This is a genomic window from Octadecabacter arcticus 238 (genome assembly GCF_000155735.2).
Taxonomy (GTDB): Bacteria; Pseudomonadota; Alphaproteobacteria; order Rhodobacterales; family Rhodobacteraceae; genus Octadecabacter; species Octadecabacter arcticus.
Genome location: NC_020908.1, coordinates 2,136,341 through 2,159,317, shown reverse-complemented (window position 1 = coordinate 2,159,317; position 22,977 = coordinate 2,136,341). Strand labels below are relative to the sequence as shown.

Below are 22,977 nucleotides of genomic sequence, written 5' to 3'. Positions count from 1 at the left end.
ATCTAAGGTGCGATTATTGCGCGAAGCTGGCGATATGGCTGGCGCGATATGAGGATTTTGATGATGAACAAGACTAGGCGTGGCCGAGGTTCCAAATACACGGATGATTTCAAGCGACAGCTTGTAGCGGAAAGCCACACTGCTGGCGTGAGTGTTCCAATGGTTGCCAAGAAGCACGGTGTGGGCACCAACCGGATTTATGCATGGCGCAGCGATGGGCGGTTTCAGACTGACAAATCAGATATAGGCCAGTTCACCCCCGTAGAGATTGCCGATGCGGGTATGGTGGACACGCCTGCGTCATCCGGCACCAGCATCTTACCTGTCCCCCATATTGAGATCACACTTGAGAACGGTCGCAAGCTGAGCGTGAGCGACGGGGTTGATGCTGGCTTTGTGCTGGAACTGGCGCGAGGACTTGCAGCATGATCCCTGTTTTGGGGGATGCGAAGATCTGGCTTGCCGCAGGAGTTACGGATATGCGGCGCGGCTTCAACGGGCTGGCGGCGCAGACCGCGCAGGTTCTTGCAGCTGACCCTTACGCGGGGCATCTATTTTTGTTCCGTGGCCGTCGTGGCGATCAGATCAAGATGATCTGGTGGGATGGTCAGGGCGCGTGCCTGTTTACCAAACGGCTTGAACGTGGACGGTTCGTATGGCCCTCAGTCAAGGAAGGTAAAGTCAGCCTAAGCCGCGCACAGCTTGCGATGCTGATGGAAGGCATAGACTGGCGTATTCTCAAGAAGACATGGCGTCCAAGTATGGTTGGATAGCTGTATGTTTTATAGGACTTCTTGCCTTTGTGGGATTCCCATGATGCCCGAGATTTGGTATGTAATGGCATGAGTAAGACCCCTCCAAATCTGACTAATCTGCCCCCTGAAGTACAGGCATACGTTGCCGCGCAAACAGCGGAATTGTCAGAGCTGAAGCAAGCGTTTCTCGGGTCATCCCTTGGCCATGCGACGGTACAAAAACGCCTCAAGGATGAGATGGCATCAGTGGACGCCGCCCTGAGTGCCGAGCGCACCGCTCATGCGCGGGCCATCCAGAACCGAGACACCATCATCGCCGATCTGCGCCTGCAACTCCACGGTCACAACAAGCACCGCTTTGGCTCAAAGTCGGAAAGCAGTGCACAGCTGGCGCTTGAGTTGATCCTTGAAGAACTTGAGATCGAACAAGCCGTTGAGACAGATGATGAACCCTCTGACGCTGAGGCCAAGCCGCCCCGCACACCGCGCAAGCGCAAACCTTTCCCAAAGGGGCTGAAGCGTGTCCAAAAGACCATCACCCCCAGTGATGCTTGCACCGACTGTGGCGGCAGCTTCAAAGTGCTTGGAACGGATGTGATGGAGGAGTTGGAATATGTCCCGGGACATTACATCGTGAACCAAATTGGCCGCCCGCGTCTGGCCTGCACCTGTTGTGAGGCCGTTGTTCAGGCTGAGATGCCAAGCCGACCCATTCCGAAGAGCTTTGTCGGCCCCGCGCTGATGGCCCACATCCTGTGCTGTAAATACGGCTATCATCTGCCGCTGTATCGCCAGAGCCAGATGTTTGCCAACGAGGGCATTGATCTGAGTGGATCGCTCATGGCGGGATGGGTCGGCAAATGCACCAAACTGCTGGAGCGCGTCTCAGATGCAATCCGCGATCACGTCTTTGAGGCGCAGGCGATCTTCATGGATGACACAACGGTCAAGCTGCTCCAGAAGGGCAATGGCAAAGGAAAGAATAAGACCAAAACCGCGCGACTGTGGGTCTATGCCCGAAAAGAAGACACTTGGGCCAGCGGAGCTCCACCTGCGGTGTGGTACCAGTTCTCCACCAGCCGTGAGGCGGAGCATCCCAGCAAGCATCTCGAAAGCTATGAAGGCTACGCCCATGCGGATGCCTATGCTGGGTATAATGACGCCTACCGCACGGGGCGGGTCAAAGAGATGGCATGCATGGCCCATGTGCGGCGTGAGTTCTTTGACCTTTATGAAAGCACAAAGCTGCCCGTGGCGGGCGAAGCCGTGCTGCGGATTAAAAAGCTCTATGATGTTGAGACACAAGCGCGGTTCCTGCCCCCTGCGGAACGCGTGGCCCTGCGTCAGGAATACGCCAAGCCGATCTTTGATGACCTGGAAGTCTGGCTTAAAGAGCAACTGGGCAAGATCTCTAGCAAGACGCCGCTGGCCAAGGCGATCAAATATGCACTGGCGCGCCTGCCAAAGGCACGGCCCTATCTTGATCACGGCTTTCTTGAGCTGGACAACAACACAGCCGAGCGCGCAGTGCGCCCTGTGGCCGTGGGACGCAAAAACTATCTCTTCATGGGATCAGAAGCAGGCGGCAAATCTGCAGCAATTGCTTATACGTTGATAGAGACCGCCAAGATGAACAAAGTGAATCCCGAAGCCTGGCTCGCATGGGTGCTGGAACGCATCCAGGACCATCAAGCAAACCGTATCAACGATCTCATGCCGTGGGCCTATCAGGACATGATCGATGCTAAAAACGCCGAGGCCGAGGCAAAAGACGCAGCTTGATCAAGGGCAGCGTTGATGCTTACTAATAGGGCGGTGTCACATCCCCATGCGGGGGCGGCGGCCAGAAAGAATGAGCTCAATAAGGTCTTCATGACCCCAGCTTGGCGCGGTTTTGTTTGAATTGATAGAGGGGTAAAAGTGCCGGATTCTGTTGCCACAGGGATTTGCGTGCAAACACCAACGACAGTTCAGCAGCGAACGACATTTCAACATTTGGATGGGGGTAAGCTGCCGGATTCTGTTGCCAGGCTCCGGCGGGCCCCGCCTTACGCTGCTAGGCGCAAGGACTAAGTTTCGGTATTACGCACAGCTTACGCTGCGAGTGCTACCTGAGCATTGTTGTCATTTGCAACTAGCTTTGATGTACCGATAACGGTGGTAACTCACCGAGATAAAGCTAACCTCTTTAGACGTTCGTCGATCCTATTTCGTCCCCATATCGGCCAAATGAGCCATCCCAGTAAAGGGCGTGATGGTGGAGACGCCGGGTACCGCCCCCGGGTCCGATCCGCTTATTGCAAGTGCGTTTATATCCATAGTCCCGAGAGACAATTTATATATAGGGCAGTGGCGCGCCTGTTGCAAAGGGTGTGGTCAGATTTTTTTGACCCAAAGAAGCGAAAGGTCTGCGTCAGGCTGGCCAGTTGAACCAGATCAACCACGCGGCAGGGCCCCATTCAAAGGCCCAAAACGTCAAGGCTTTGCGCAGCGGTGGGTTGTCCAGTGCAATGGATACCAATCGCCCAGACCCTGCGCCGACATAGGCCACCCCAAGCATGAAGTAGGCCATGGGGTTGCCTGAGATCAAACAATACAGGCCCAACGCGACGAACAAGCCACCGTTTCCGGCGCGCAATTCACTGAGACCCATGGTGGTTTTTGTGGTCGCGAGGTCGAGCGCTTCTGCTGTGTATCGCGGTGCCAAAAATCCAAAAAGCCCCAAGAACAAGGTCAGTATGGCGATGGCGGGGTTAACGTAATCCATGAACTCTCCTTGCATTGCTTTGACTGATATACGGGCGAAGCAGCGGATCAGTTGCTTTTTGGGGCATCTTTTTTTGCATCCGCAACGGATCGGCCAAGTTGGGCTGTATAGGTCGCAAGGTCTGCCAGCAGATTATCAACCCGCGGCGCGTCTCGTTCTGCAAGCGCGTCGGCAATTGCGGTGTGCAACCCGACAATGTGGTCACGCGATCGGGCGGTGAAAGTGATCATGTTCATCAGTGGTTCAATCGCTTCAACTGCGCCCGCCAATTGGTAGGACAACACCGGATTGCCGGCGCCATCGACCAAGGCGCGGTGAAAGGCCACGTCGGACGCACAAAAGCTTTCATCTGACAGGCCGGGTTGCGCTTGGCGGGTAATTTCAGCGCGCATCGTCGCCAGGTGGTCTGCCGTGCGGCGCTGCGCTGACAAGGGCGCGCAGGCGCGTTCCAGCGCAAAGCGCGCTTCGCAGGCGGTGTCGAAATTCACGTCATTCATCGACAACAGAAGCGCCGAGGTGGTGATTTGCTGCCCGTACGCCTGCTCAAACGTCAAACGGTTTACAAACGCCCCGCCCATTGCGCCGCGCTGGGTTCGGATCAGGCTTTGTGCGGCGAGCCGTTTTAGCGCCTCGCGCACGGTGGAGCGCGACACGGCGAACTGCTCGCTCAGCTCAGCCTCGCTTGGTAGGCGTTCATCAATGGGCAAATCGCCGGACACAATCGCGTCACGGATGGATTTGGCGATCTGGGCGGAGAGGTCAGGTGCATTTTTCATTTGTCAGACATTTAAATGTCTGACATTTATTTGGCAAGTGATGAGTCGTTTGGGAGGACGATAGGTGAGCAACATTTTTAACATCAGATCGGCCCTATGGATCGCGTTCTTTGCCGCGATTGCTGTGGCGTGGTCGGTGATGTTTATGATGGCGAACATGGCAGGCGTCGACCTGACGGGGCGACCTGTGGGCATGAATATGATGCCAATGGTCACGTTTGGCGCATTGTTCCCGATGTGGGCCATTATGATGGCGGCGATGATGTTACCGACACTGGTGCCGACACTGCGCAGTTACGAGGACCTAATGGTAAGCGCCAATGGGTCGCGGGCAGGGTGGTCTGGTGTTTTGCTTGGCTACTTCATCGTTTGGGTTGGATTTGCCGCTTTGATTGCCACCGCGCAAGTCACGCTGATCGCGGTGGGTGCGGTTGATGCACTTGGTATTGCATCATCGGTTTGGATAGCCGCTGCATTGCTGATTGTCGTTGGCCTATTCCAGTTTAGCCGCGCCAAAGAAATCTGCCACGGCGTTTGCCACGCACCTATGATGTATTTTGTCGGGCGCTGGAAAGCCGGATTTCGGGGTGGGCTGCGCATGGGTCTCGGCCTTGGCGCGTTTTGCGTCGGCTGTTGCTGGGGATTCATGGCCTTGGGTTTCGTGGGCGGCGTGATGAGCCTGTTATGGATGGGCCTTGCGACGTTGTTCATGATTTTGGAAAAACTGCCCGCCGTCGGGCATGTTGTCACAAAGCCGATGGGGGTCGTCTTGATCCTTGCAGGCATAGCATTGCCCGTTTGGGCTAACCTTTGAGAGGAAGTCAAATGGCCGATAAAAAAACTGCTTCAAAAGAGCGGCCCGCCGCAGACAAACTGGCGGTCAGCCAGCGCATCGACAGTCGCGTGGAAAGTAACCCGTTGCGCCGCAAGATGGAGCCAACAGATTGGGCCATCAAAGGCGAGCTTTTCCTGAATTGCTCATGCAACTTGTTTTGCCCCTGTGTCGTATCGCTTGGCGCGCATCCCCCGACAGAAGGACATTGTCATGCGTGGATGGCCATCGCTATTGATGAGGGTCATTTTGAGGGCGAAGACCTGTCAGGTCTAAATGTTGGTTTGCTGGTCGATATTCCGGGTCGCATGGGCGAAGGCAATTGGCGCGTTGCGGCCTATGTTGACGAACGGTCCAGCCAGAAGGCCTACAACGGCTTGCTGAAAATCTTCAGCGGCGCGGCGGGTGGCACGACAGGTCTGTTCACGTTCCTCGTGTCCGAAATCATCGGTGCCGAACGCGAAAAGGTCGAAATCACCCGCGACGGCAAAAAGCGCGGCCTTTACATCGGACGCAAGATTGCCGGTGAGATTGAGATGATTGACGGCAGCGATCTGGATCATCCGGTGATGATTACCAATTCCAAATACTGGATGGGCCCTGACATTATTGCCGCCAAGGGCCTGAAATCCAAAGTGCGTGACTACGGTCGCGTCTGGGATTTCGGCGGCTTATCAGCTGAGATTTGCCCAATTGATTGGAAAGGCCCAAAGGCGTGATTTCGCCTGAATTCTGCCAAACAACGGGGCTCTATAATCAATTGAAAAACAATGGGTTGCGTAACATTATTCAAGCGATTGATGAAGGTGCGCGGGGGCAGTATTGTCGTGTGTTCTTTCGCTCGATATTCGAGACGGTAAACCATCTGCTCTGGGGTGATCTGACGGGGTATTCCGACGTGTCTGGAAGGGAGCTGACTGAACCCAAAGCTCTCTGCGTAACCCATTCATTTAACCATCAGACCAACTATCGCGGTCAGATTCACGCAATGTTGACGGCCGCAGGGAAAAACCCGCAGCCAACCGACTTTCCCTTCATGCCGGAGCGCTAAAATGGCTGTTATTTCAGGATCGCGGCGCATTCGCCGCACCGCCTTTTCCGACGGCGTAGAGGCCGCAGGCGTAAAGGGATATACCGTCTATAACCACATGTTATTGCCCACTATTTTCCGTTCAATCGTCGAAGACTATCATCATTTGAAATCTGCGGTGCAGGTTTGGGATGTGGCCGTTGAACGGCAGGTGGAAATTCGCGGCCCTGATGCGGGACGATTGATGCAAATGCTGACGCCACGCGATCTGCGGGCGATGTTACCTGGCATGTGTTATTATGTTCCGATGGTGGATGAGACCGGCGGGATGCTGAATGATCCTGTGGCCGTTAAGATCAGCGAAGATCGCTATTGGGTATCCATTGCCGATAGTGATTTATTGTTCTGGATCAAAGGACTAGCATACGGTCTTCGTCTTGATGTCTTGGTTGACGAACCCGATGTTTCGCCGCTTGCCATTCAGGGCCCCAAGGCAGACGAACTCGCAGCGCGCGTGTTTGGCGACAAGGTCAAAGACCTCAAATTTTTCCGTTACGGGCATTTCGATTTCCAAGGTCATGACATGATCGTTGCGCGGTCTGGCTATTCACGCCAAGGCGGGTTTGAGGTGTATGTCGAGGGCAGCCACCTTGGTATGCCGCTTTGGAATGCGCTTATGGAGGCGGGCAAGGACCTTGACGTTCATGCTGGCTGTCCGAACCTGATTGAGCGGATCGAGGGCGGGTTGTTGTCGTATGGCAATGACATGAACCGCGAAAACACGCCGCACGAAGCTGGTTTGGGGCGTTTCTGTTCAACCCAAACTGCAATTGGTTGCGTCGGTCGTGATGCGCTGTTGCGTGTGGCCAAGGAGGGTCCCGTCAAGCAGGTGCGGGCGCTGCGAATTGAAGGTACGTTGCCGCCATGCGATCGCGGCTGGCCGTTGATGGACGGGCAAAAGCAGGTGGGAACAGTGACGTCCGCCACCTGGTCGCCCGACTTTGAAACGAACGTGGCCATCGGAATGGTGCGGATGACACATTGGGACCCTGCGACCGATCTGGACGTGGTCACCCATGCGGGGGTTTTCCCTGCGGTGGTACAAGAAACATTTTGGATTTGATGCAGCCCTGAGCAGACTTCTGGGCGAAAAAGGAGAATTTCGATGTTCAATGCTTTGATGGTTGAAAAAGACGATGACGGGAAGACGAGCGCATCTGTGCAGCAGATCGGGCTGGATCGTTTGCCAGAAGGTGACGTGACGGTCGCGGTCGAATATTCGACGGTGAACTACAAAGACGGGCTGTGTATCGGACCGGGTGGCGGATTGGTGCGCAATTATCCACACGTGCCGGGCATTGATTTTGCCGGGACAGTCGAAGCATCCGACGACCCGCGCTATAAGGCTGGCGACAAGGTTGTGTTGACCGGATGGCGCGTCGGAGAGGCCTATTGGGGCGGTTATTCCCAAAAGGCCCGCGTCAAAGCCGATTGGCTGGTGCCGCTGCCCGATGGTCTGGACACGCGTCAGGCGATGGCTGTTGGCACCGCAGGGTTCACGGCGATGCTGGCGGTGATGGCGCTTGAGGATCACGGCATCAAGGACGGGCCTGTGTTGGTCACGGGAGCGGCTGGTGGAGTCGGGTCCGTGGCCACGGCCATCCTCGCCAATCTGGGCCATGAGGTCGCTGGTGTGACGGGGCGCCCTGAGACGGCGGATTACCTCAAATCTCTTGGGGCGACGCAGATCGTCGCGCGGGAGGAAATCAACGAAACGGTCAAACGCCCGCTTGAAGCCGAAATTTGGGGCGGTTGTGTCGATGCCGTCGGCGGTGAAATGCTGGCGCGGTTGCTGGGACAGATCAAATACGGTGGATCAGTTGCGGCTGTGGGTTTGGCGGGTGGCGCGGGTTTGCCTGCGACGGTCATTCCGTTCCTGTTGCGCGGTGTGAATTTGCTGGGGGTCGATTCTGTGATGCAGCCCTATGATAACCGCGTGCGGGCATGGGCGCGGATCGCCAAAGACCTGCCGATGGAGAAGTTGGAGGCCATGGTGCAGCCCGCGGTTCTGTCCGATCTACCGCAACTTGGTCGCGATATTCTCAAGGGTCAGGTGAAGGGCCGCGTTGTCGTTGATGTGAACGCCTAAGCAATGGGGGCGGCGCCGTTTGTGAACCAACAAATGCGCCGCTTCCGGCTTCCCGGTCCCGCCAGCTCGCCTCCTGCGGAGGTAATTTAAAGTAATGACGGGTTGGCTTCAGCGCTTGGCGGGTTACGTTCTGGATCAATAAAAGGAGCGCGATTTGAAACCGGTTATTTACTGGGTGCGGCGGGATTTCCGCATCGGCGACAATGCTGCGCTGTCGGCGGCCTGTGCATCAGGGCGGCCTGTTATCGCGCTGTTCATTTGTGACGAGGTCGTTGAGGGCCACGGCGCTGCGCCGAAATTTCGCCTGGGAGAAGGCGTTCGGGTTTTTGGCGCGGCTTTGGCGGAGGCGGGATCGCGGCTGATTTTACGGCGTGGAGACGCCTTAGCGGTCTTGCGCGAATTGGTGGTGCAAACTGGTGTGCAAGCGATCTATTGGAACCGGCTGTATGATCCCGCAAGCAAGGCGCGCGACACGGGCGTGAAGGCGGCGCTGAAAGACGACGGTATCGAGGTGGCATCATTTGCGGGTCATTTGTTGTTTGAACCCTGGACGGTTGAAACGAAGACTGGCGGATTTTACCGCGTCTTTACGCCGCTTTGGAAGACTGTGCGCGGGCGCGAAGTCGCCACGCCAATCGCGGCACCCGCATCTGTGCCCGTGCCCGATGTCTGGCCAGCGTCCGATCAGTTGGACGATTGGAAATTGGGTGGTGCGATGCGGCGAGGGCGCGATGTATTGGCCGCGCATATCTGCGTCGGCGAAGAGGCGGCGCGCTCTCGGCTGGATACTTTTATTGATGAACGTGTGCAGAGCTACCAAACCAATCGCGATATGCCGAGCGTGGATGGCACGTCGCGACTAAGCGAAAACCTGACCTACGGGGAAATCAGCCCTGCGGTGTGTTGGCATGCAGGCTGGGCGGCCATTCACAGCGGCAAAGGGCAGGCTGAAGTGTTTTGCAAAGAATTGGTTTGGCGCGAATTCGCCTATCATCTGGTGCACCACACGCCTCACATCGTTGATCGCAATTGGAAAGAAGGCTGGGATGCCTTTCCGTGGAACACCGACGACACCGCTGAAGTGATGGCTTGGAAACAGGGGCGCACAGGTGTTCCGTTCGTCGATGCCGCCATGCGCGAGATGTATGTCAGTGGCACGATGCACAATCGCGGGCGGATGATTGTGGCGTCCTATTTGACCAAACATCTGATGACCCATTGGAAAGTGGGACAGGCGTGGTTTGACGACTGCCTGACGGATTGGGATCCGGCAAGCAACGCGATGGGTTGGCAGTGGGCTGCCGGATCAGGCCCCGATGCGGCGCCATATTTTCGGGTGTTCAATCCGGTGACACAGCTTGATAAGTTTGATCATGCGGGGCTGTATGCGCGCACGTGGATCGCCGAAGGGCAGGGCGAAGCGCCCGACACGGCGCTATCCTATTTTGACGCTATTCCCAAAAGTTGGGGTTTGGCGCCAAGTGATGTCTACCCAGCACCCGTTGTCGATATGGCAACGGGCCGCCAACGCGCGCTGGAGGCATATAAGGACCGCGAATTTTGATCGCGCCGTTCTTGTGTCGTGCTGGGGGAAATCCAGCGTGACAGTTTTTTGCCGGCCCGTTAACATATTGTGAAACCAAGGGGTTCCGAACCCCGTATCTAGTAGGAACATTAAAGTCTGGGCGAAATCCGGGCAGCCATTTTCGGCCAATTCTTTGGGAGTCTCGATGATCTTCACGACAACCGACGGGCAATCTGATTTGCCACGCTATTTTAGCCAAGTTTTTGCAATGATGAAACACCTGCCGCGTGGCCGTGTGGATTTCGTGCTAACAGATGGCCGCACGTTTCGCGCCGAGGCCGCTGAGGCGGGCTATGTTGCAGTTTTGCGGGTCCTGAACGACGATTTATTCGCCCGATTGATCCGCGAAGGCGACCTTGGGTTCTCGGAAGCCTATCTTGATGGTTGGTGGTCAACGCCGGATTTGATGGCGTTTATGGATTTGGTCAGCGATGACGCCGAAGAAGTCTATGACGGGTTTCCCGGGCAGGGTTTGATCCGGAGCTATGAAAAGCTGCGGTTCTGGTGGCAGAGCAATTCAAAACGCCAAGCGCGCAAGAACATCAGCTATCACTACGATCTGGGCAATGAGTTTTACGGCCTTTGGCTGGATGAAACGATGACCTATTCATCTGCCAAGTTTGAAACCGGCCAAGAAGATTTGGCGCGCGCCCAGACGCAGAAATACGCATCTATGGTTGATGAAATGGGCGTGAAGGCGGGCGATCATGTGCTTGAGATTGGCTGCGGCTGGGGGGGCTTTGCGGAATACGCGGCCAAGGAACGCGGCTTGCGTGTCACGGCCCTAACGATCAGCCAAGAACAGTATAACTACGCGGTGGATCGTATTGAAAAGGCTGGTCTATCTGACTTGGTCACGTTCAAGATGCAAGACTACCGTGATGAAACAGGCACCTATGATGGCATCGCATCCATCGAGATGTTTGAGGCCGTGGGTGAGAAATACTGGCCGACGTATTTTCAAACGGTGCACGCGCGGTTGAAACCCGGTGCGCGCGGCACATTCCAGGTTATTCTGGTGCAGGACAAACGCTGGCACGTCTACAAACGTGGGGTCGATTTCATCCAGAAGTACATCTTCCCCGGGGGTATGTTGCCTGCGCCAACGATCCTGCGCGACACGATCCGTAAGGCTGGATTAGAGGTCACGCAATCGGTTGAATTTGGCCAGAGTTATTCGGATACGCTGCGCCGCTGGCACGAAACCTTCAACGAAAAATGGGACCAAGTGGCTGCATTGGGGTTTGATGATCGGTTCCGCCGGATGTGGAACTTTTACCTCGCCTCTTGCGCGGGTGCCTTTCGCGGGGGTATTTGCGATGTAACGCAGATCACGGTGACACGTCCGAATTCGTAAAAGGTCGAATTCATATAAGTACGCGGCACCGTTCGGGCAAAGTAGCAGCACATGCCGACTATGGGACGACTGATCGGGGCAATTTTGTTTGGGGCACTTGCGTGGTACGCAAGCACGCTGATCGTGCCGCTATTTCCAGTAGACGCACCCATGGGCTGGTTAAAGTAGATCAACACGATCTGCGGTCTGGTCGCAGGCTGGAAAATTGCAGGGCCACGGGCCGGTACGGGATACGTGGCTGCGTTCAGCTATGGTCTGACCGCGTTGGTGGCTATGGTCGTTATGGCGCTGTTTTTCAATTCGTTCGGGATGATGATCAAACGATCCTTGCGCAAACTCTACGATGGCCCCGGAGAGGCAGTGACTGATGTGTTCGCGCTGTTCATTGAACATGGAACGATGATCCTGACGCCGGAAATCCTTGCGACGTTGTTGATCGGCGGTTTTGCGGGCGGGCTAATTACCGAATTTTTTGGACGGCGCTTTAGCTGATGGATCTGTTTATTTTTGGCACATTGCTCCACATGCCGCTTCTGGAGGTCGTGAGCGGCGATCCGGAGATAGCCAAACGCATTTCATGGGCCGTGCGGCCCGAATATAGTGTGAGCCGTGTGGAAGGTCATGTTTTCCCAATCATGCACGGCGACCCGACAGGTGTGGCCGAAGGGATCATTATTGCTGGTCTTGATGATGGCGAAATCGCGCGGTTGGATTATTACGAAAAGGCGTTTGATTACGCGCGGATCGAATTTGTGGTGCTGGATCAGGACCAACGACCGCGTGATGTAACGGCCTATGTGCCGCCCGTTGGCCGCTGGACCCCAGCAGAGCCTTGGGACCGTGAGGGTTGGATTGCGGCCTTTGGCGAGGTCACGACGATGACCGCCGTTGAGGCGATGGCCACAATCGACAGCATGCCAGCGGCGCAGATGGGCCAGCTTTATCCCAATATGATGGCGCGGGCTGCGTCGCGCCAGCGGACGGCAAACTCTAGTGGACCGGATTCTAATCAAAGCGGGCGCATGGGGCGCAATGATGTGCAAGTGATTGAGGCGCGTATACGCTATGCGGGATTTTTCAACGTCGAGGAATTGGACTTGTCGTTCCGCCGCTTTGACGGATCAATGAGCGATCCGGTGAACCGCGCGGTCTTTATCGGTGTCGATTGCGCCATTGTGCTGCCCTATGATCCGGTGCGCGACCGCGTGATGCTTGTCGAACAATTCCGCACGGGTGCCTATTTGCGCGGCGATTCAAACCCGTGGACGATCGAACCCATCGCGGGGCGCATTGACCCCGGTGAGGGACCCGAAGAAGCCGCACGGCGCGAGGCGCTGGAGGAGGCGGGGATCACGCTCACAGATCTCAAATGCGTGTCAGCGGCCTATCCCAGCCCGGGGTCTACGACCGAGCATTTCTTTATCTACGTCGGCATCACGGACCTGCCGGACGGGTCGGCGGGCGTCGGGGGGAAACTGAGCGAAGCGGAAGACATACGATCACAGATCATGGACTGGGCGGATTTTGACAAAGCCCTGAACGCGGGCGAATTCCGCCTGTTGCCATTGTTGGTCGCGGGGCATTGGCTTGCGCGCAATCGTGACGGTTTGCGCCCATCCGCTTGACGGTGCCCCGTTGCAGGTTTGGGGGCGCTCCCCTAAACCGGACATCAAATGCGAAAGGCTGCAAAAATGACCATACGTACTAATCTTGCTGACACTGTCGGCAACACACCCCTGATCCGCCTGCGCGCCGCATCCGAAGCGACGGGATGTGAGATTCTAGGCAAGGCTGAATTTATGAACCCCGGTCAGTCGGTCAAGGACCGCGCGGCGTTGTTCATTATTCGCGACGCCGTCGCCAAGGGCACGCTGCGCCCCGGCGGCACTATTGTAGAGGGCACGGCAGGCAACACTGGTATCGGGCTCGCGCTGGTGGGTGCATCGTTGGGATTCAAGACGGTGATCGTGATCCCAGACACCCAAAGTCAGGAAAAGAAGGACATGATTCGCATCGCGGGTGCTGAATTGATCGAAGTGCCGGCTGTGCCGTATTCGAACCCCGACAACTACGTGAAATATTCCGGCCGCCTTGCTGAACGGCTGGCGCAAAGCGATCCCAACGGCGCGATCTGGGCCAACCAGTTTGACAATGTCGCCAACCGCCAAGCCCATATCGAAACGACCGGACCCGAAATTTGGGATCAGACCAATGGCCGTGTTGACGGGTTTGTCTGCGCAGTGGGCTCCGGTGGTACGCTTGCGGGCGTCGGCATGGCGCTGCAACCAAATGGCGTGAACATCGGGCTGGCTGATCCCGAAGGGTCGGGTCTGTACAAACTCTACACTGGCAAGGACGCCGGCGGAAATTCGATCACCGAAGGCATCGGGCAGGGGCGTATTACGGCCAACCTTGACGGGTTCACACCGGACAGTTTCTACAAAATCCCCGATGCAGAAGCCTTGCCTATTGTCTTTGACCTACTTGCTGATGAGGGTCTGTGTCTGGGCGGATCAAGCGGCATCAACATTGCGGGTGCCATGCGTATGGCGGCCGATATGGGGCCGAGGAATACGATTGTCACCATTCTCTGCGACTACGGTACGCGGTATCAAGCCAAACTGTTTAACCCCGAGTTCTTGCGCGAAAACGGTCTGCCGGTTCCGGCATGGCTGGACAAAGCGCCCCGCGACATTCCGAATGTAATGGAAAATGTTTGATGCGATTTAGGTTCTTATTGCTTGTTCTGCTTTTGGCCGTTTCGCCAGCGTGGGCGCAAGACACCGACGTCACTGTCGAAGACGCCAGCACACCATCCGGAGACCCGGCCAGCGCGGTCGATCAAGGCCCCGCATTTGTCGATCAAGCGGAGTGGGAAGCGGTTGCTGAACGCGCCAACGCCGCGCTGGAATCAGGACGTGCCTCAAACGCTGCGTTTGGCGATTTACGCAGTGAGTTGGCGGACTGGCGCGATAGGTTTCTGGCGCGACAAACGCTGAACGCAGCGCGCATTACCACCGTGCGGGCACAGATCGCTGCGTTAGGGGAGGTCCCGGATGCCGCCGCAGAAAACGTGCACATCGCGGTACGGCGCGGCCTTCTGAACGACCAGCTTAGCGATTTGCGGGCACCAGCGATCTTGGCACAAGAAGCCCACACACAAGCCAATGGCCAAATAGGTGAAATTGACAGCATCATCCGTGATCGCCAAACAGAACTCTTTTTGGAACGGTCACAATCGCCGCTCAATCCAAACGGCTGGAGCCGGACCTGGGATGCGCTGACAGCGGCTGTGGGTACGCTTAAAGGCGAGGTTCAAGTTAACGCTAACAATCCAAGACTCCGCAGTGAAATGCTCAGCCAGTTTCCGGCAATTTTCGTGCTGCTGGCAGTGTCTGTCGTGTTCGTGCTGCGGGGGCGGGCGTGGTTTAGCTGGGCCGCAGGGCTGATTGTGTCCCATTCGCGGCGTGGTCAAAAAGTTTTGCAGTTTGTATTGTCGCTGGGGCAGATTGTTATTCCGCTGCTTGGGTTGATGGCCTTTTCCACGGCGCTGCAACTGTCGGGCATGTCCGGCAGACGATTGTCGGCGATCATAGAAGTCTTGCCACAATATGGTCTGTTGGCGATATTGGCACATTGGTTTGCCGGGCAGTTGCTTCCGACGAACTCGACCGATGGCGGACATCCCATAGGTTTATCACCCCAGCAATCTGGGCGCGCGCACAGGCGGTTTATTCTTTTGGGCTACACGATGATGGCATTTGGGATGGCGCAGGTTTTTGTGACAGTCAACACGCTTCATGTCGTGCCGTCGGTGGTTGCGTTGTTCCCTTTCGGGGTGGTGATGACGTGGGCGCTGTACTGGTTCGGCCATATCATTCGGCGCACTACGATTGTTGATGCCGATGATGTGCAGCGTTCGTTCCGCGTGACGCTGCGATCAGCGATCAGTCGTGGCCTGATGGGGGCGGCCGTTATCGGGATTGGACTGGCGGCGCTTGGATACTCGAACGCATTTGACTCCATCACTTATCCGGCAGCGATGACCGTTTTCGTATTGGCGTTGCTGTTGTTGCTCCAGCGCTTGACTGTAGATGCCTACACGCTGTTGTCTAAGTCGGAAAGTTCGGCGCAGGATGCGCTGATGCCGGTGTTGATCGGGTTCATGTTGGTGCTGGTATCTTTGCCGGTTCTAGCTCTGATCTGGGGTGCGCAGGTCACTGATTTGACTGAACTTTGGGCGCGGTTCCGCGAAGGTTTCAACATCGGTGAAACCAAGATTTCGCCGTCCAATTTTCTATTTTTCGCGGTGGTGTTCATTCTTGGTTACACCATCACACGCCTGACCCAAGCTGCACTACGCACCACCATATTGCCGCGCACTAAGTTGGATATTGGTGGGCAAAACGCAGTTGTATCGGGTTTGGGTTACATCGGGATTTTTCTGGCGGCGTTGATCGCAATCACGACGGCGGGGATTGATCTAAGTGGTCTTGCGATTGTTGCAGGCGCGCTGTCGGTTGGCATTGGTTTTGGTCTGCAAAATATTGTCAGTAATTTTATCAGCGGCATCATTTTGTTGATCGAACGCCCGATCAGCCAAGGCGACTGGATCGAGGTTGGCGGTCAGATGGGGTATGTGCGTGACATCTCTGTGCGTTCCACCCGCATTGAAACGTTCGATCGCACCGATGTCATCGTGCCGAACGCCGATTTGATCAGCAATCAGGTGATCAACTGGACCCGTGGCAACAGCGTTGGACGCGCGATTGTGCCCGTCGGCGTGGCCTATGGTACCGACACCGAATGGGTCACAAGTATCCTGCGTGAAATCGCGGAGGCGCATCCGATGGTGGTCATGAACCCGCCGCCTGCGGTGATGTTTATCGGCTTCGGGGCCGACAGCCTCGATTTTCAAATTCGCGCCATCCTGCGTGACGTCAATTATGTGATGCATGTCAAATCTGACATGAACCACGCCATCGCCAAGCGCTTTGTTGCGGAAGGCATCGAAATTCCGTTCGGTCAACGCGATATCTGGCTGCGCAATCCAGAAGTGTTGGATTTTAGTGGCAAGCGTCCAGCGCAAACGCCATCTGATGAGTCGCCGAAAGATGAGCCACCTAAGGACGATGTAACGTCATGACCAAGCCGATGTTTATTGACGACGCCTACCTGCGCGACGCTGATGCGCGGGTTTTCGCGGTGACCGATGAGGGCGGGATTATTCTGGACGCTTCAATTTTCTATGCGACCAGTGGCGGGCAACCGGGCGACAGTGGCACGCTGACATGGCAAGGTGGTGCCATAGACATCGCAACAGCGGTCAAGGGCGCGGGTGGCACGATAATACTGGTCCCCGCCGAACCTAACGCGCTTCCTGCTGTCGGCACGAAGGTGTCGCAGTCGCTAAACTGGGAACGCCGACATCGCCACATGCGCGTACACACCGCGCTGCATTTGCTGTCTGTCGTGATCCCGCTGCCTGTGACCGGTGGGTCAATCGGCGCTGAAAAGGGCCGTCTTGATTTCGATATGCCCGACGCGATCGCAGATAAGGCCGCACTTGAAAACACCCTCAATGAGCTGATCGATTGCCACTTTGACATCTCGACCGAGTGGATCGACGAAAGCGAACTGGCTGCAAATCCGGAACTGGTGAAAACCATGTCCGTGGCACCGCCCAAAGGGGCAGGGCGTATTCGTATGGTGCGTATAGGTGCAGCTGAAAACACCGCCGATTATCAACCCTGCGGTGGTACCCACGTGCGCAACACTTCTGAAATAGGCCGAATCCGTTTTGGTAAGGTCGAGAAAAAAGGCAAGCAGAACCGACGCGTTTACTTGCATATAGACACATGACATTTCAACTGATTTCCCGCCTCGTCGCTGCCGTGCGCGCCGTGCTTTTCGCGATTTTTTTGTTTGCTCCGCAAGTATACTTGCCGCTTTACGGGGTTGAGACGAATGTCAGCGCGCAATTCATGACCCGCCGCGCAGCCCCTATGTTTCTTGCTGCGATGATCATCCTGTGGGCCGCCTCCAGTGCGCCGCGCAGTGCATTGCGCGACGCTGTCGCCCTCGGTGTTGCGGCTATGTTTGCAGGCGTTTGCATCACCGGATTGATCGCTCTGATGCAAGGCATTGCCACGCCAATGATCCTGATGGCAGCCTTGGGTGAAGCACTGATTGCGGCGCTGCTTTTGAGCACGCGTAAAAACTAGGCCGAAAGTGTCAAACGCCTCTTGCAAAGCATGTCATTTGTTGGATAAACCGCGCCAACGGATCGGTGGCCGAGTGGTCGAAGGCGCACGCCTGGAAAGTGTGTAGGCGGGAGACCGTCTCCAGGGTTCGAATCCCTGTCGATCCGCCATTAAATATGGCAACTACTTGATTTGTATGTGATAATTCTTAAACAAGTAAATTGACCCCCACAACAACCCCCACAAACCAAATCAGGACTGGATAAGATCGCTTCAGTTGCACATTACCGATTTGCGGTGTTTCACGGGTTGTTTCTGTTTGGGCAATGCTTGCGAAATCGCTCCCGCTGGGTTGTCCTGCCTCCAGCCGTTCGCAACAGCCCACTGCATGACCGTGCGGATACGTTGGCGAACCCGTTTGGCAGTTTCGGGCTTTGCAAGCCAGATTGGTTGCAGCATGGCAAGCCCGTCCGCCGTTGTGACTTCTGATACCTTGAGGCTGCCCATGCGGGGGAAGGTATAGGTCTCTAAAGTAGAAAGAAACTGAGCGGCGTGTTTTTTGTTGCGCCATGTTGTTCATGGATTTTGTGGACCTTACAGGATTCTTCCTGAGCCTTTGCTATTAAGTCATATTTTATTTCATTAAAACAATGACTTGAACACGTGGTCACTGCATGCGTCCCCATGTGCCCTCCGTGCCAATAAGCGTGAGACAATTGACTGGCTAAAGTTTACACTTGAGGGCGTAGGAGAACGAACCCATGGTTATGCCTTCACAATCACCACTTTCGCCAGATGCTGGATCTGGAGCCGTTTTTGCCCCAACGTCGCCTCCCCGCGTTGTTAATGCGCCGTTGGCTCCCACAGCGGAACTGACGAGCATCCCGAAGCGACGCAACTTCACAGCCAAATACAAACTGCGCATTCTGGATGAGACGGACCAAGTGGCAGACACTGGCGGGGTTTCCGCCATTCTACGGCGGGAGGGGCTTTATTCCTCTGCACTGACCGATTGGCGCCGTGCGCGGGCGGCCGGCACATTGGGTGCATTGCAGCCAATGCGCCGTGGCCCACAAAAGGCACCTGCCAATCCATTGCAAGCTGAGCTGGCCAAGGCCAACCGTGAGGTGACAGCCTTGCGGCGCCGTCTGGATCAGGCGGAAGCCATCATTGCCATCCAAAAAAAAGTGGTGGGACTTCTGGACGAGATGGAGCAGACGCAAGAGCGCAGCGGCAAATCATGATGGCCGTCGCGATTGCATTGCCCACCGGCAGCGGCTTGACCTCGGCTGTCTGCGCCGCGCTATCATTATCGCGCGCGAGCGTTCTTCGACAGCGTGCGGCGCTGACGGCACCACCACGCACACGCCCACCGCGCGCAGCGTCTTCGCGGGCTCTGCCGGAAAGGGAAAGAGACCAGGTATTGCACCACCTGCGCGAACCCCGCTTTGCGGATCAGACGCCCACAGAGGTCTTTGCCACCTTGCTGGATGAAGGCACCTATCTGTGTTCAATCCGCACGATGTATCGGATATTGGCCGCGCAGGGCGAAGTTGGCGAACGCCGCCGACAGCGCACACATCCCGTCTATCAAAAGCCTGAACTTCTAGCTGAAGCCCCCAATCAGGTCTGGTCTTGGGACATCACCAAGCTGAGGGGCCCGGTGAAATGGTCCTACTTCTATCTCTATGTCATCCTCGACATCTTCAGCCGCCGCGTTGTTGGCTGGCGCGTCGAGCACGCGGAGAGCGCCAGCCAGTTCAAAGAGCTGTTCATCGACGCGATGGAAAAACACGAGGTTCCACGCGATCAGCTGACATTGCATGCAGATCGCGGTGGGCCCATGAAGGCAAAGACGACAGCCCTGATGCTGGTTGATCTTGGTGTGCTCAAGTCCCACAGTCGGCCCCACACCTCAAACGACAACCCGTTCTCCGAAGCCCACTTCAAAACACTGAAATATCAGCCAGAGTTCCCCAAGAACTTTGAAACCATCGAGCAGGCTCGCGCATTCTGCCGCAGGTTCTTTGCATGGTATAACCAAGACCATCATCACGCCGGGATTGGTCTGATGACGCCCGACCAAATCCATTTTGGGCAGGCCCAAGAAATCTACACCGCGCGACAAGCAACACTAGACGCGGCATTCCTCGCCACGCCCGAACGCTTCGTACACAAACCACCAAAACCGCCTCAAATCCCGACCGCCGTCTGGATCAACCCACCAAAACCAACCGAAGAAACCCAAGCCTAAAGTCCAAAAGCCACTGTCTCAAAGTCGTTGATACGTTCCGGCAGGCCTGATTGTTGGTGAAGGGAACTGTGAAATCCGTAAGGAACCTTAGGACGTCATCACGGTAGTCGCGCAAGCGGACCAGAAGGTTATGGCCTGGCCGCCTGGCTTTTCGGCCTCGCGCACCAGTGCGTCTAGCCAGTGGGTCTTGTCGCTCATGGAAGGCGAGGCCCTCGGTGAGGATCGCCATGTATTTGGTGAGGATGCCGTGGTGAACCGACGTGGGGAGTTCGGTCTCGCCTCGCCCCTGAGCCGCGCACTTGAGCTGATTGGCGCTGTTGAGCAGCACGCTCATCGCGCACGCCCACGGCTCCTTTTCGATTTCTTCGATGGCCTTGAGTTCCCGTAAATGATGCGCCCCGCACAGGGCGTGCGCGTCCACCCCACTCATATGGGCGTAATAGGACTTCCAGTGGTCATGAACAATTGTCCCGCCGGTCAGGAAGGATGGAACAGCACCGCGCTTGGCGCTGATGCGATAATGCGTGAAGGCGAGATCGCTGATTGAGTGCAGCCAGTGCAGCTTACCAGCAACACGAAGTCCGGTCTCATCCAGATGCCGAACGCCGCCTTCATTGAGCCGGGCCAGAATGTGTTCGACGACGCCACCCAAGGTACGCGCTGTGCCGTTCACCCAGTTGGTCACGCTGGCCGCGCATAGGCTGGTGGCACCAAACAAATCACGCAGGAGTTGGCAGACCCGATCCTCGGGGATCAGCTGCTGAACATTGCAGTAGACCGCCGCCGCCCGAATGCGCTTACCGTATTGCACGTGTGCATTCACGCCATCGGGAAAGGTGGCTGTCGTCGTGGCTCGGCAATGGCCACAACAATAAATCGCTGCCTGATGCTCTGTGACCTCCAGACGCGGCACCGGTATGTCATAAACCTGACGCCTCTCCACCGCCTTGATCATCCCAGCCGTCAAGCCATGCTGACAGGTGCCACAGGCCTCAGCCTCATGTCGCTCCACAAAGTCAGGCGTTGCTGTCTGACGTAGGGTGTCGCCTCGGTGGCCAACTTAGCCACCACTTTTCTTACCGGACTTACCACGCAGGCTACGCGGTACCGGCTTCTTCAACCCATCACTCGAAGGCGGCTTGCTGCTATTACTGCTGTTCTTGGCCAACTGACGCCGCAGATCCGCATTCTCTTGCGCCATGCTCGCCAACGCGGCTTCCAACTCGGCGATCCTGCGCAGAGCCGTGGCAAGGAGTTGTTCAAGAGCAGTAACTTGGTCCATTCCACCAATGATTCAGAGAAATCGTCACAGCGCCACGAAATTCAGACCACAACAGAAAATTCATGCGCCTAATGGCCAACAGGGCAATCGCGTTTGGCTCATGTTGTTGCCAAGTCACTGAGAATGCTGCGTAAGAAGGTGGTGTCCCAGCCTGCACGTTTGATTTTTATGGAGAGAGAGCCCTTGGATGTGTCACGCCGGAGGACGTCGAGTGCGCGGCGACGTAGAACGGCGATGTTGCCGGGACCGTTGTCTTTCCGATTGCGTGCGGCGTCCTCGCGGAAAGACACATCCAACTGCCAATGAAGGGCATTTTCGATGGCCCAATGGTCGCGGACAGCGGCCAGCAGCACCTCAGGTGTGGGAACCCAAGACAGCGCGAAGTAGCGGGTCTCTGAGGTCACCTTTCCGCCCGTCTCTCTGGTCGCCTCGATGCGACCGAACCCCTTGAGGCCAGGGAATTCGTGGTATTCTGCCAATGCCTTAGCCGATACCACGACCGCCTTACGGGTTTCTTTTCTTCCATGGCCGGTATTTTCCGTAACGGCTGTTGGATCGCTTTTGTGCCCCTTGCTGAAACATCCACGGGCGTCAGACAACAGGGATTCCTGGTTACCCTTGAGTGCGAGGCACCAATCACCGCCGCCTGCGTTGATTGCGGCAACCGTGCGGCGGTTGCAATGTAATGCATCACCGGTGACCACCTTGCCCCGCAGATCGATCAACCCAAGCGCCTCTATGGCCGCGCTGAGTTCTGTGCCTCGGTCGGCAGGTACTGTCGCCAACGTCAGGCGCAGCCGCGAGGCATAGGCTGAGACCATCATGCGGGTCCGTGCGCTTTCGCCCGGGTCGCGCGCACCCCGTAACGCTTTGCCGTCAATCGCGATGATATCACCGTCTTTGAGGAGCTTGGTCACATCGGCAAGTACCTTACTGAAGGCCGCATCGAGTGCCTTCGGGTCGATGATCCGGAAGACCTCCGAGAAGGTATCATGCGATGGAATGGCATGCTTGAGTTTCAGGAAGTTCCTGAAAAGGCTCTCTTTTGCACGGCCAAATGCGGCCATCTCGGCGCAGGAGGTCGATCCACATAAGACCGACACGAAGGCGATAACGAGCAGTTCACCAAGGTCGTGGCGCACGTTACTGGCGCGCGGATCAGGAACTTCGTCGAAGGCGGATAGAAAAATATGCATGGCGATGAGCACCCAATGAGAACAACCACCCATCCAGAATCCATCCCGCCATCACCTGCAAGAGCAATCCTTTACTCACTCAGTTCCAAACGCGATTCCCCTGTAATAGCCAAGGAGACTCACATCAAAACTGACAAAAACCCGTTATCGGCTGGGGTGCTTGGGAGTTACAATATTTTGAAGAAACCAAGAGTAATCCTGTAATTTTATTTATCCGCAATCAGCCTTGACGGCATCCACGTAGCTGTTGCTCTTTAGGATTATGACAAACAAGACAAAAGCATCTGAGCTAAAGCACAAATTACAGAAAACACGAGAGTTATATTCAACCGTTGGGAAAAAGCCCCAAGGTCTTGAGTCGCTTGAGATTCGTAAGCGTGTTGAAGGTTTTTTATTAGAACAAAGCAAATTATGGGATATATTCGCCTTTGGTGAGGGAATTGCGATTGGTAATAATGGAACAGCTGATGCGCAGTTTGATCCATCAAAAAGCTTCAAGAATGATCCTTCTAAACTGGATCAGATCATTGAATTAGTAAGACATGATCTTCGCTTTAGGGAAGCTGAACTTTTAGAGGGAGTTATTGTCAAATCTGGTGTTTGAGTATTGTTGGTCATGCGGTGATCTGGTCGGGGTTTGTGGTTTCGATTCCGTCTTTGAACGTGACGCCTGTGATGACTTTTGCGAGGTAGTCAAAGCCGCGTAGCTTCCTCCAATTTTGCTCAGCACATTGCCCCAGTTTGAACATCATGTGCAGCATGCCATCGCGTGACAGGCAGCCCTTTGAACT

The 22,977-nt window shown here is 56.0% G+C and carries 22 protein-coding genes, 1 tRNA gene, 1 other RNA gene and 3 pseudogenes; 19 read left to right on the top strand and 8 right to left on the bottom strand.

What is annotated here, in order from left to right:
• The first annotated feature begins 60 nt into the window (after positions 1-60).
• From OA238_RS11230 to tnpC (OA238_RS11220), 3 genes are all read left to right on the top strand, one after another.
• Positions 61-429 carry a transposase gene (locus OA238_RS11230; protein WP_051076639.1) on the top strand — a complete coding sequence of 123 codons (369 nt, stop codon included), beginning with the start codon at positions 61-63 and terminating at the stop codon, positions 427-429.
• Positions 426-773, top strand: coding sequence for an IS66 family insertion sequence element accessory protein TnpB (gene tnpB / locus OA238_RS11225; protein ID WP_015494728.1), 348 nt, complete (start codon positions 426-428; stop codon positions 771-773). Before OA238_RS11230 ends, tnpB begins: the two co-directional genes overlap by 4 nt.
• Positions 774-842: 69 nt before the next feature.
• Complete coding sequence (gene tnpC, locus OA238_RS11220; protein ID WP_051076424.1) at positions 843-2,537, top strand: IS66 family transposase; 1,695 nt, start codon at positions 843-845, stop codon at positions 2,535-2,537.
• Between the two features lie 227 nt (positions 2,538-2,764).
• Here tnpC (OA238_RS11220) and ssrA read toward each other — a convergent pair.
• From ssrA to OA238_RS11210, 3 genes are all read right to left on the bottom strand, one after another.
• Positions 2,765-3,126, bottom strand: a transfer-messenger RNA (tmRNA) gene (gene ssrA, locus OA238_RS30090).
• 42 nt (positions 3,127-3,168) lie between these two features.
• The gene (locus OA238_RS11215; RefSeq protein WP_015495256.1) at positions 3,169-3,522 is read right to left on the bottom strand and encodes a DUF4345 family protein; all 354 of its coding nucleotides are present in this window, start codon (positions 3,520-3,522) and stop codon (positions 3,169-3,171) included.
• Positions 3,523-3,569: 47 nt separating this feature from the next.
• Positions 3,570-4,298: a FadR/GntR family transcriptional regulator gene (locus OA238_RS11210; RefSeq protein WP_015495255.1), complete on the bottom strand. Its 729-nt coding sequence runs from the start codon at positions 4,296-4,298 to the stop codon at positions 3,570-3,572.
• A gap of 64 nt (positions 4,299-4,362) precedes the next feature.
• Here OA238_RS11210 and OA238_RS11205 point away from each other — a divergent pair, with 64 nt between their 5' ends.
• From OA238_RS11205 to OA238_RS11140, 14 genes are all read left to right on the top strand, one after another.
• Complete coding sequence (locus tag OA238_RS11205; RefSeq protein ID WP_015495254.1) at positions 4,363-5,112, top strand: DUF2182 domain-containing protein; 750 nt, start codon at positions 4,363-4,365, stop codon at positions 5,110-5,112.
• A gap of 11 nt (positions 5,113-5,123) precedes the next feature.
• Complete coding sequence (locus tag OA238_RS11200) at positions 5,124-5,849, top strand: DUF1326 domain-containing protein (protein ID WP_015495253.1); 726 nt, start codon at positions 5,124-5,126, stop codon at positions 5,847-5,849.
• A complete protein-coding gene (locus OA238_RS11195) occupies positions 5,846-6,181 on the top strand; it encodes a DinB family protein (RefSeq protein ID WP_044036689.1) in 336 nt (111 codons plus the stop codon). The genes OA238_RS11200 and OA238_RS11195 overlap by 4 nt, the downstream gene beginning before the upstream one ends.
• A 1-nt stretch (position 6,182) precedes the next feature.
• Entirely contained in the window at positions 6,183-7,283 is a 1,101-nt protein-coding gene (locus OA238_RS11190; protein WP_015495252.1) for a dimethylsulfoniopropionate demethylase, read from the top strand.
• 42 nt (positions 7,284-7,325) lie between these two features.
• Positions 7,326-8,309, top strand: a complete 984-nt coding sequence (acuI, locus tag OA238_RS11185) for an acryloyl-CoA reductase (RefSeq protein WP_015495251.1) — start codon at positions 7,326-7,328, stop codon at positions 8,307-8,309.
• Positions 8,310-8,463: 154 nt separating this feature from the next.
• On the top strand, positions 8,464-9,873 hold the full coding sequence (locus OA238_RS11180) for a cryptochrome/photolyase family protein (protein ID WP_015495250.1): 1,410 nt from the start codon (positions 8,464-8,466) through the stop codon (positions 9,871-9,873).
• A gap of 166 nt (positions 9,874-10,039) precedes the next feature.
• Positions 10,040-11,251, top strand: a complete 1,212-nt coding sequence (locus OA238_RS11175; RefSeq protein WP_015495249.1) for an SAM-dependent methyltransferase — start codon at positions 10,040-10,042, stop codon at positions 11,249-11,251.
• Positions 11,252-11,419: 168 nt separating this feature from the next.
• Positions 11,420-11,743, top strand: coding sequence for a TrgA family protein (locus OA238_RS11170; RefSeq protein ID WP_144055886.1), 324 nt, complete (start codon positions 11,420-11,422; stop codon positions 11,741-11,743).
• Entirely contained in the window at positions 11,743-12,876 is a 1,134-nt protein-coding gene (locus OA238_RS11165) for an NUDIX domain-containing protein (protein ID WP_015495247.1), read from the top strand. The genes OA238_RS11170 and OA238_RS11165 overlap by 1 nt, the downstream gene beginning before the upstream one ends.
• 66 nt (positions 12,877-12,942) lie before the next feature.
• On the top strand, positions 12,943-13,971 hold the full coding sequence (locus OA238_RS11160; RefSeq protein WP_044036687.1) for a cysteine synthase A: 1,029 nt from the start codon (positions 12,943-12,945) through the stop codon (positions 13,969-13,971).
• The gene (locus tag OA238_RS11155; protein ID WP_015495245.1) at positions 13,971-16,397 is read left to right on the top strand and encodes a DUF3772 domain-containing protein; all 2,427 of its coding nucleotides are present in this window, start codon (positions 13,971-13,973) and stop codon (positions 16,395-16,397) included. The genes OA238_RS11160 and OA238_RS11155 overlap by 1 nt, the downstream gene beginning before the upstream one ends.
• A complete protein-coding gene (locus tag OA238_RS11150) occupies positions 16,394-17,113 on the top strand; it encodes an alanyl-tRNA editing protein (RefSeq protein WP_015495244.1) in 720 nt (239 codons plus the stop codon). The genes OA238_RS11155 and OA238_RS11150 overlap by 4 nt, the downstream gene beginning before the upstream one ends.
• Positions 17,110-17,475: a hypothetical protein gene (locus tag OA238_RS11145; RefSeq protein WP_015495243.1), complete on the top strand. Its 366-nt coding sequence runs from the start codon at positions 17,110-17,112 to the stop codon at positions 17,473-17,475. The genes OA238_RS11150 and OA238_RS11145 overlap by 4 nt, the downstream gene beginning before the upstream one ends.
• 59 nt (positions 17,476-17,534) lie before the next feature.
• Positions 17,535-17,624: transfer RNA gene (locus tag OA238_RS11140), tRNA-Ser, on the top strand.
• A 103-nt stretch (positions 17,625-17,727) separates the two neighbouring features.
• Here OA238_RS11140 and OA238_RS34995 read toward each other — a convergent pair.
• Positions 17,728-17,967 (bottom strand): annotated as a pseudogene (locus OA238_RS34995) (phage integrase central domain-containing protein); the annotation flags it as partial.
• A gap of 248 nt (positions 17,968-18,215) precedes the next feature.
• On the opposite strand from OA238_RS34995, the gene OA238_RS11125 reads away from it, so the two are divergent.
• Positions 18,216-19,708 (top strand): IS3 family transposase gene (locus tag OA238_RS11125; RefSeq protein WP_085982753.1). Its coding sequence is split into 2 segments (ribosomal slippage): positions 18,216-18,666 and positions 18,666-19,708, totalling 1,494 coding nucleotides; the frame shifts between segments, so codons are not numbered across the junction.
• Here the strand turns inward: OA238_RS11125 and tnpC (OA238_RS11120) are convergent.
• From tnpC (OA238_RS11120) to OA238_RS11110, 3 genes and pseudogenes are all read right to left on the bottom strand, one after another.
• A pseudogene (gene tnpC / locus OA238_RS11120) lies at positions 19,671-20,753 on the bottom strand (IS66 family transposase); the annotation flags it as partial. The gene OA238_RS11125 and the pseudogene tnpC (OA238_RS11120) sit on opposite strands and share 38 nt — an antisense overlap.
• 15 nt (positions 20,754-20,768) lie before the next feature.
• Positions 20,769-20,990 carry a DUF6444 domain-containing protein gene (locus OA238_RS33705; RefSeq protein WP_015495645.1) on the bottom strand — a complete coding sequence of 74 codons (222 nt, stop codon included), beginning with the start codon at positions 20,988-20,990 and terminating at the stop codon, positions 20,769-20,771.
• A gap of 98 nt (positions 20,991-21,088) precedes the next feature.
• Complete coding sequence (locus OA238_RS11110; RefSeq protein ID WP_015495241.1) at positions 21,089-22,219, bottom strand: ISAs1 family transposase; 1,131 nt, start codon at positions 22,217-22,219, stop codon at positions 21,089-21,091.
• Positions 22,220-22,448: 229 nt separating this feature from the next.
• Here OA238_RS11110 and OA238_RS11105 point away from each other — a divergent pair, with 229 nt between their 5' ends.
• Positions 22,449-22,790, top strand: coding sequence for a hypothetical protein (locus OA238_RS11105; protein ID WP_144055885.1), 342 nt, complete (start codon positions 22,449-22,451; stop codon positions 22,788-22,790).
• Between the two features lie 10 nt (positions 22,791-22,800).
• Here the strand turns inward: OA238_RS11105 and OA238_RS31735 are convergent.
• Positions 22,801-22,977 (bottom strand): annotated as a pseudogene (locus OA238_RS31735) (IS256 family transposase); the annotation flags it as partial.

Excerpts from the sequence above, each read along its gene's own strand:
- OA238_RS11215 (WP_015495256.1), bottom strand. The coding sequence starts at position 3,522 with ATGGATTACGTTAACCCCGCCATCGCCATACTGACCTTGTTCTTGGGG.
- OA238_RS11160 (WP_044036687.1), top strand. The coding sequence starts at position 12,943 with ATGACCATACGTACTAATCTTGCTGACACTGTCGGCAACACACCCCTG.
- OA238_RS11175 (WP_015495249.1), top strand. The coding sequence starts at position 10,040 with ATGATCTTCACGACAACCGACGGGCAATCTGATTTGCCACGCTATTTT.
- OA238_RS11150 (WP_015495244.1), top strand. The coding sequence starts at position 16,394 with ATGACCAAGCCGATGTTTATTGACGACGCCTACCTGCGCGACGCTGAT.
- OA238_RS11105 (WP_144055885.1), top strand. The coding sequence starts at position 22,449 with ATGACAAACAAGACAAAAGCATCTGAGCTAAAGCACAAATTACAGAAA.
- OA238_RS11230 (WP_051076639.1), top strand. The coding sequence starts at position 61 with ATGATGAACAAGACTAGGCGTGGCCGAGGTTCCAAATACACGGATGAT.
- OA238_RS11200 (WP_015495253.1), top strand. The coding sequence starts at position 5,124 with ATGGCCGATAAAAAAACTGCTTCAAAAGAGCGGCCCGCCGCAGACAAA.
- OA238_RS11210 (WP_015495255.1), bottom strand. The coding sequence starts at position 4,298 with ATGAAAAATGCACCTGACCTCTCCGCCCAGATCGCCAAATCCATCCGT.
- OA238_RS11165 (WP_015495247.1), top strand. The coding sequence starts at position 11,743 with ATGGATCTGTTTATTTTTGGCACATTGCTCCACATGCCGCTTCTGGAG.
- OA238_RS11155 (WP_015495245.1), top strand. The coding sequence starts at position 13,971 with ATGCGATTTAGGTTCTTATTGCTTGTTCTGCTTTTGGCCGTTTCGCCA.
- tnpC (WP_051076424.1), top strand. The coding sequence starts at position 843 with ATGAGTAAGACCCCTCCAAATCTGACTAATCTGCCCCCTGAAGTACAG.
- OA238_RS11110 (WP_015495241.1), bottom strand. The coding sequence starts at position 22,219 with ATGGGTGGTTGTTCTCATTGGGTGCTCATCGCCATGCATATTTTTCTA.
- OA238_RS11190 (WP_015495252.1), top strand. The coding sequence starts at position 6,183 with ATGGCTGTTATTTCAGGATCGCGGCGCATTCGCCGCACCGCCTTTTCC.
- tnpB (WP_015494728.1), top strand. The coding sequence starts at position 426 with ATGATCCCTGTTTTGGGGGATGCGAAGATCTGGCTTGCCGCAGGAGTT.
- OA238_RS11145 (WP_015495243.1), top strand. The coding sequence starts at position 17,110 with ATGACATTTCAACTGATTTCCCGCCTCGTCGCTGCCGTGCGCGCCGTG.
- acuI (WP_015495251.1), top strand. The coding sequence starts at position 7,326 with ATGTTCAATGCTTTGATGGTTGAAAAAGACGATGACGGGAAGACGAGC.
- OA238_RS33705 (WP_015495645.1), bottom strand. The coding sequence starts at position 20,990 with ATGGACCAAGTTACTGCTCTTGAACAACTCCTTGCCACGGCTCTGCGC.